This is a genomic window from Nonomuraea composti (assembly GCF_012034275.1).
Taxonomy (GTDB): domain Bacteria; phylum Actinomycetota; class Actinomycetes; order Streptosporangiales; family Streptosporangiaceae; genus Nonomuraea; species Nonomuraea composti.
In genome coordinates this window covers 111,473-119,303 of record NZ_JAATEP010000035.1, presented here as the reverse complement: position 1 = coordinate 119,303, position 7,831 = coordinate 111,473, and the positions used below count along the sequence as shown (strand labels likewise).

Here is a 7,831-nt window from a genome sequence, read left to right as displayed (position 1 = left end):
AACCAGCGGCGCAAGGAAGCGAAGAAGGCACAGGTGGAGGCCGAGTTCGAGCAACTGTCCGAGGAGCCGACGGCCGGTGGCTTCCCTGTGCCGCCGCTCGACCTGCCGCACTACCACGGGGTGCAGCACAAGGAGATTCCCAGTGGGACTAACTGATTGGCTGAACCCCGTCAAGGGCTTCGGGGTCACCTTCCACACGATGTTCAAGAAGCCCGTCACGACGAACTACCCGGAGGAGAAGAAGCCCACGGCTCCTCGCTTCCACGGGCGTCACCAGCTCAACCGCTGGCCGGACGGGCTGGAGAAGTGCGTCGGGTGCGAGCTGTGCGCCTGGGCGTGTCCCGCCGACGCGATCTACGTCGAAGGCGCGGACAACACCGAGGAGGAGCGCTACTCGCCGGGCGAGCGTTACGGGCGCACCTACCAGATCAACTATCTGCGGTGCATCCTGTGCGGCCTGTGCATCGAGGCCTGCCCGACCCGCGCGCTCACCATGACCAACGAGTACGAGCTCGCCGACACCAACCGCGAGAGCCTCATCTACACCAAGGAGATGCTGCTCGCGCCGCTGACCCAGGGCATGGAGCAGCCGCCGCACCCCATGCGGCTCGGTGAGACCGAAGAGGACTACTACCGGCTGGGGCGGACCAATGGGTGAGACCATCACTTTCTGGGTGCTCGCCGTCGTCTCCGTCGGCGCCGCGCTCGGCATGGTCTTCAACCGCAAGGCCGTGTACTCCGCGCTGATGCTCGGCACCGTGATGCTCTGCCTGGCCGTCCTGTACGCCGTGCAGGACGCGCCGTTCCTGGCCGCGGTGCAGATCATCGTCTACACCGGCGCGATCATGATGCTGTTCCTGTTCGTGCTCATGCTCGTCGGCGTCGACTCCTCCGACTCCTTCGTGGAGACGCTCAAGGGACAGCGCTTCTGGGCGATCCTCGCCGGTCTCGGCTTCCTGGCCCTGATCGTGCTGGCCGTCGGCAACGCGGTCTTCGCGCCCCAGGTCGGGCTGGCCCAGGCCACCGGGCAGGGCGGCTACATCCGCTCGATCGCGCTGCTGCTGTTCACCAAGTACGTGTTCGCGTTCGAGATCACCTCGGCGCTGCTCATCACCGCCGCGCTCGGCGCGATGGTGCTGGCGCACCGCGAGAAGCTCACCGAGAAGGTCACGCAGAAGGACCTGTCCCGGGCCCGCTTCCTCGGCGACCGCCCGTCCCCGCTGCCCGGCCCCGGCACCTACGCCAGGAGCAACGCCATCGACATGCCGGCGCTGCTGCCCGACGGGTCGGTCGCCGAGGACTCGGTCAACCGCTACATCGCGCGCTACGACGTCGAGCACGACCACCTGCCCGAGGACCCGAAGCTCGCCGAGGCCATCAAGCACACGGCCGAGCTCGACCACGCCCCGACCGAGGCGGAGAAGGACGCCGAGACCAATGAGGTGACCAAGTGACCACGCACTACCTCGTACTGTCCGGCATCCTCTTCGCCATCGGCGCACTCGGCGTGCTGATCAGGCGCAACGCGATCGTGGTGTTCATGTGCGTCGAGCTGATGCTCAACGCCTGCAACCTCGCCTTCGTCACCTTCTCCAGGCAGGTCGGCAACCTGGAGGGCCAGATCATCGCGTTCTTCGTGATGGTGGTGGCCGCGGCCGAGGTCGTGGTCGGCCTGGCCATCATCGTGACGATCTTCCGAACCCGCAGGTCCGCGTCCGTCGACGACGCGAACCTGCTGAAGTACTAAGAGGTGACTGGTGGAATCTCATATCGCTGAGATCGTCCAGCACACCGGTGGAGTGATCGGCAACGCCTGGCTGATGATCGCCTTCCCGCTCGTCGGGGCGTTCATCCTGCTGGTGTTCAACCGGTTCACCAACCGATGGGGCCATCTGCTGGGCGTGGCCATGTCCCTCGCCTCGTTCGTCGTGGCGGTGCTGGCGTTCTTCGAGCTGATCGGGTTCGGGGAGGAGGAGCGCCGCAGGGCCGTCCACCTCTACGAGTTCATCCCCGGCATGGTCGACATGGGGCTGCTCATCGACCCCCTGTCCATCAGCTTCGCGCTGCTGATCACCGGTGTGGGCTCGCTGATCCACATCTACTCGATCGGCTACATGGCCCACGACGAGCACCGGCGCAGGTTCTTCTCCTACCTGAACCTGTTCGTCGCCGCGATGCTGCTGCTGGTGCTGGCCGACAACTACGTCGGCCTGTTCATCGGCTGGGAGGGCGTGGGTCTGGCCTCGTACCTGCTGATCGGCTTCTGGCAGTTCAAGCCGTCGGCGGCGGTCGCGGCCAAGAAGGCGTTCGTCGTCAACCGCGTCGGTGACTTCGGCCTGCTGGTCGGCATGTTCATCATCTGGACCACGTTCGGCACCCTGACCTTCGCCGAGCTGGGCGAGAAGATCCAGCCCGGCCAGACGAACGGCACCATGCTCGCCATCGGCCTGCTGCTGCTCCTCGGCGCGTGCGGCAAGTCGGCGCAGCTCCCGCTGCAGTCGTGGCTCCTCGACGCCATGGAGGGCCCGACCCCGGTCTCGGCCCTCATCCACGCCGCCACCATGGTCACCGCCGGCGTCTACCTGGTCGTCCGCTCCGGGGCGTTCTTCTTCCCCGAGGGCTCCGGCGCCGCGCTCGCCGTCGCCATCGTCGGCGCGGCCACGCTGCTCGCCGGTGCGATCATCGGTTGCGCCAAGGACGACATCAAGAAGGGCCTGGCCGGCTCGACGATGTCGCAGATCGGCTACATGATGCTGGGCGCGGGCCTCGGCCCGGCGGGCTACGCCTTCGCGATCGGCCACCTGATCACGCACGGCTTCTTCAAGGCCGACATGTTCCTCGGCGCCGGCTCCGTCATGCACGGCATGAACGACGAGGTCGACATGCGCAAGTACGGCGCCCTGCGCAAGGTCATGCCGATCACGTTCGTCACGTTCTTCATCGGCTACCTGGCGATCATCGGCTTCCCGCTGCTGTCCGGCTACTTCACCAAGGACGGCATCATCGAGACCGCGGTCCACCACCAGCCCATCCTCGGCTGGCTGGCCGTGCTCGGCGCCGGCATCACCGGCTTCTACATGTCGCGGATGGTCTTCATGACCTTCTTCGGCCAGAAGCGCTGGGCCGACGACGCGCACCCGCACGAGTCGCCGCTCGTCATGACGGTGCCGCTGATGATCCTGTCGCTCGGCGCGCTCGGCCTGGGCGCCTACCTGGTGCTCAGCAACCGGCTCCTGCTGTTCCTGGCCCCGGCCGTCGGCCGGCCCGAGGAACTGCCGGAGTTCGCGCCGTTCGCCCCGTCCGGCCTGGCCACGCTCGGCCTCGTCGCGGTCGGCGCGATCTTCGCCTGGATGAAGTACGGCCGGGCCGAGGTGCCGTCGGTGCAGCCGCGCGGCTCCTTCCTCACCACGTTCGCCCGGCGCGACCTCTACGGTGACGCGCTCAACGAGTCGCTCTTCATGCGCCCCGGCCAGTGGCTGACCCGCCTCGCGGTGTTCTTCGACAACCGCGGCGTCGACGGGATCGTCAACGGCCTGGCGGCGGGCATCGGCGGCAGCTCCGGGCGCCTGAGGCGGGTCCAGACGGGCTTCGCCAGAACGTACGCGCTGTCCATCTTCATCGGTGCCGCCCTGCTGACCGGCGCCCTGCTCCTCGTTGGGAACATCTGATGTCACCCTGGCTTCCGATACTCATGGCGGTGCCCGTGGTGGGCGCCATCGTGGTGGCCCTGCTTCCCAAGGGCAGTGACAAGCTGGCCAAGCAGATCTCGCTGCTCGTCTCGCTGCTGGTGCTGGTCCTCACGGGCGTCGTGGCCGCCGGGTTCAAGCCGTCGGGCGAGCGCTTCCAGTTCGTCGCCGAGTACAACTGGATCCCGAGCTTCGGCGTGAAGTTCGGGGTCGGCGTCGACGGCGTCGCCCTGGTGCTCATCGCCCTGTCGGCGGTGCTGGTGCCGATCGTGATCCTGGCGTCCTGGCACGACGCCGACGGCGTCAAGACCGCCGACGGCACGCTGATCACGCCCAAGCGGTCGGTGAAGACGTACTTCTCGCTGCTGCTCGTGCTCGAAGCGATGATGATCGGCGTCTTCGCGGCGACCGACATCTTCCTGTTCTATGTCTTCTTCGAAGCCATGCTGATCCCGATGTACTTCATGATCGGGTCGTACGGCGGCGCCCAGCGGTCCTACGCGGCCGTCAAGTTCCTGCTGTACTCGCTGTTCGGCGGCCTGCTCATGCTGGTCGCGGTCATCGGGCTGTACTTCGTGGCCGGCAAGCAGACGTTCATGTTCCCCGAGCTCGTCGGGGCCATCCAGGACCCGGTCACGCAGAAGTGGCTGTTCGCCGGCTTCTTCATCGCCTTCGCCATCAAGGCGCCGCTGTGGCCGGTGCACACCTGGCTGCCCGACGCGGCCGCCCAGGCCCCGGCCGGCGCTGCGGTGCTGCTGGTGGGCGTGCTGGACAAGGTCGGCACGTTCGGCATGCTGCGCTTCTGCCTGGAGCTGTTCCCCGACGCCGCCAAGGCGTTCACGATGCCGATCGTCGTCCTGGCGGTCATCAGCATCATCTACGGCGCCATCGTCGCCATCGGGCAGACCGACATGAAGCGGCTCATCGCCTACACGTCGATCTCCCACTTCGGCTTCATCGTCCTGGGCGTGTTCGCCATGTCGTCCGTCGCCCAGTCCGGCGCGGCGCTCTACATGGTCAACCACGGCTTCGCCACCGGCGCGCTGTTCCTGGCCGCCGGGTTCCTCATCGCGCGGCGCGGCTCGCCGTTCATCGCCGACTACGGCGGCGTGCAGAAGGTCGCGCCGCTGCTCGCGGGCTTCTTCCTGGTCGCCGGTCTGGCCGGTCTCTCGCTGCCGGGCCTGTCGTCCTTCGTCAGCGAGTTCATGGTCATGATCGGCACGTACTCCAGCCAGGCGCACGGCTCCGGCGCCCTGACAGTGGCCGCGATCATCTCCGCGGTGGCCGTGATCCTCGCGGCCGTCTACATCCTGTGGATGGTGCAGCGCACCATGAACGGGCCGACGGCCGAGCCGGTCAAGGCGTTCAAGGACCTGAACGCCCGCGAGGTCTGGGTGCTGGCTCCGCTGGTCGCCCTCATCATCGGCTTCGGCTTCTTCCCCAAGCCGCTGCTCGATGTGATCAACCCGTCTGTGCAACAGACGCTGACCAACGTGAAGGTGCCCACCTCCACCATCGCTGAGAAGGGGACAGGTCAGTGAACCCCGCCATCGAAGCGCCGACGATCGAGTACGGCACGCTGGCGCCGCTGCTGATCATCTTCGGCGCGGCCTGCATCGGCGTGCTCGTCGAAGCGTTCGCGCCGCGCTACCTGCGCAAGTCCATCCACGTGCCGCTCACCCTGCTGAGCCTGGCCGGCGCGTTCGCGCTGGTGCTGGTGCAGACCGTGCGCGGCCAGATCTCCACCACGGCCTCCGCCATGGGCGCGGTCGCTGTGGACGGGCCCTCGCTGTTCATCTGGGGCGTCATCCTCGTCCTGTCGTTCGTCTGCGTGCTGCTGATCAACGACGAGGGGCACTTCGTGGCCTCCGCCGCGGCCGTGCCGGGCAGCGCCGACGAGGAGGAGGCCGAGGCCCACGACAACGGCACCGGCCACACCGAGGTCTACCCGCTGGTCCTGTTCGCCGTGGGCGGCATGCTGCTGTTCCCGGCCGCGCACGACCTGCTGATGATGTTCGTGGCCCTCGAGGTCATGTCGCTGCCTCTCTACCTGCTCTGCGGCCTCGCCCGCAGGCGCCGCCTGCTGTCGCAGGAGGCGTCCATGAAGTACTTCCTGCTGGGCGCCTTCTCCTCGGCGTTCTTCCTGTACGGCACCGCCATGATCTACGGCTTCGCGGGCACCGTCTCGCTGCCCGGCATCAACAAGGCCCTGGCCGCGGGCAACACGCTCGACCCGCTGCTGCTGATCGGGTTCGCGCTGCTCGGCGTGGGCCTGCTGTTCAAGATCGGCGCGGCGCCGTTCCAGGCGTGGAAGCCGGACGTCTACCAGGGCGCCCCGACCCCCATCACCGCCCTCATGGCCTCCGGCACGCTCGTCGCGGCCGTCGGCGCCGTGCTGCGGGTCTTCTGGGTGGGCCTGGGCAACCTCGACTGGGAGTGGCGGCCGGTCATCTGGGGCGTCGCCGCCCTCACGATGATCGTCGGCTCGATCCTGGCGATCACGCAGACCGAGATCAAGCGCATGCTCGCCTACTCCTCCATCGCGCACGCCGGCTTCCTGCTGGTCGGCGTGATGGCCACGTACGGCAGCGCCCAGCAGAACGCCGGCTCGCTCAAGGCGATCCTGTTCTACCTCGCGGTCTACGGCATCACCACGGTCGGCGCGTTCGCCGTACTGACGCTCGTGCGCGACCCGGGCGGCGAGGCGGGGCACCTGTCCCGCTGGGCCGGCCTCGGCAAGCGCGCGCCCGTCCTGTCCGGCGTGTTCGCCTTCTTCCTGCTCGCCTTCGCCGGCATCCCGCTGACCAGCGGCTTCTTCGGCAAGTACGCCGTCTTCGCCGCCGCACTGAACAGCGGCACGCAGCCCGGCGACTCCATGGGCGGCTGGATGGCCGGCCTGGTCGTCGTAGGCGTGGTCGCTTCGGCGATCGCCGCGTTCTTCTACGTCCGCGTGATCGTGCTGATGTTCTTCAGCGAGCCGGCGGCCGACGGCCCGGCCATCGCGGCCCCCAGTATGGGGACCGTGGCGGTCATCGCGGTTTCGCTGCTGGTTACCGTAGGAGTGGGGCTCTACCCGGAGTCCGTGCTCGGTGTCGCCAACGACGCCGCCAGCAGCCTGTTCATCAGATAGACAAGGGGATCTCGTATGTCTGCGCCTCCCGTGGTTGACCTTCCCATTGCGGACGAGCGGTTGGCGCAGGACGTGGCCAACGGCCTGGCCGCGGTCGAGAAGCTCCTGCGCTCGTCGGTCGAGAGCGACGACGCCTTCGTCACGGAGGTGTCGAAGCACCTCATCGAGGCGGGCGGCAAGCGGTTCCGTACGCTCATGGTGCTGCTCGCCGCCCAGTTCGGCGACCCGTCGGCGCCGGGTGTCGTGCCCGGCGCCGTGGTCATCGAGCTGACCCACCTCGGCTCGCTCTACCACGACGACGTCATGGACGAGGCCCCGGTCCGCCGGGGCTCCCCGTCCGCGAACGCCCGGTGGGACAACACCGTGGCCATCCTCACCGGCGACTACCTGTTCGCCCAGGCGTCCGACCTGCTGGCCGACCTCGGGCCCGAGCTGATCCGCATCCAGGCGCAGACGTTCTCCCGCCTGGTCCAGGGCCAGATCCGCGAGACGATCGGCCCCCGCGACGACGAAGACCCGATCGCCCACTACCTCGGCGTCCTGGCCGACAAGACGGGCTCCCTCATCGCCGCCTCCGGCCGCTTCGGCGCGCTGCTGTCGGGCGCGCCGGCGGACGTGGAGGAGCGCCTCAGCCGCGCCTGCGAGGCCATCGGGGTGGCCTGGCAGCTCGGCGACGACCTGCTCGACGTCGCCTCCAGCGGCGCCCAGTCCGGCAAGACGCCCGGCACCGACCTGCGCGAGGGCATCAAGACCCTCCCCGTCCTGTACGCGCTGGCCGCCGGAGACTCCCCGCGCCTGACCGCCCTGCTGTCCGGCCCCGTGGCCGAGCAGGACGTGGAGGAGGCGCTCACGCTGCTGCGCGCCCACCCCGGCATGGCGCGGGCCCGCGCCGAGCTGGTGGCCTGGATCGACCGCGCCCGCGCCGACATCTCGGGCCTGCCCGACATCCCGGCCAAGGACGCGTTCCTGGCGCTCTGCGACTACGTGGTCGAACGCTCCGGCTGAAGCACCGCGC

The 7,831-nt window shown here is 68.4% G+C and carries 7 protein-coding genes; all 7 read left to right on the top strand.

Features of this window, described 5'->3' with window-relative positions:
• Positions 1-142 precede the first annotated feature (142 nt).
• The 7 genes from nuoI (at position 143) to HCN51_RS38125 (ending at position 7,821) form a co-directional block, all read left to right on the top strand.
• Positions 143-658, top strand: coding sequence for an NADH-quinone oxidoreductase subunit NuoI (gene nuoI / locus HCN51_RS38155; RefSeq protein ID WP_080043639.1), 516 nt, complete (start codon positions 143-145; stop codon positions 656-658).
• Entirely contained in the window at positions 651-1,454 is an 804-nt protein-coding gene (locus HCN51_RS38150; protein ID WP_168016737.1) for an NADH-quinone oxidoreductase subunit J, read from the top strand. The genes nuoI and HCN51_RS38150 overlap by 8 nt, the downstream gene beginning before the upstream one ends.
• The gene (gene nuoK, locus HCN51_RS38145) at positions 1,451-1,747 is read left to right on the top strand and encodes an NADH-quinone oxidoreductase subunit NuoK (RefSeq protein ID WP_080043637.1); all 297 of its coding nucleotides are present in this window, start codon (positions 1,451-1,453) and stop codon (positions 1,745-1,747) included. The genes HCN51_RS38150 and nuoK overlap by 4 nt, the downstream gene beginning before the upstream one ends.
• A 73-nt stretch (positions 1,748-1,820) precedes the next feature.
• Positions 1,821-3,668, top strand: a complete 1,848-nt coding sequence (gene nuoL, locus HCN51_RS38140; protein ID WP_186404712.1) for an NADH-quinone oxidoreductase subunit L — start codon at positions 1,821-1,823, stop codon at positions 3,666-3,668.
• Positions 3,668-5,227 (top strand): NADH-quinone oxidoreductase subunit M, encoded by a 1,560-nt coding sequence (locus HCN51_RS38135; protein WP_168016735.1) that lies wholly within the window; start codon positions 3,668-3,670, stop codon positions 5,225-5,227. The genes nuoL and HCN51_RS38135 overlap by 1 nt, the downstream gene beginning before the upstream one ends.
• Complete coding sequence (gene nuoN, locus HCN51_RS38130) at positions 5,224-6,816, top strand: NADH-quinone oxidoreductase subunit NuoN (protein WP_168016733.1); 1,593 nt, start codon at positions 5,224-5,226, stop codon at positions 6,814-6,816. The genes HCN51_RS38135 and nuoN overlap by 4 nt, the downstream gene beginning before the upstream one ends.
• 15 nt (positions 6,817-6,831) lie before the next feature.
• Complete coding sequence (locus tag HCN51_RS38125; RefSeq protein ID WP_168016731.1) at positions 6,832-7,821, top strand: polyprenyl synthetase family protein; 990 nt, start codon at positions 6,832-6,834, stop codon at positions 7,819-7,821.
• Positions 7,822-7,831 lie beyond the last annotated feature (10 nt).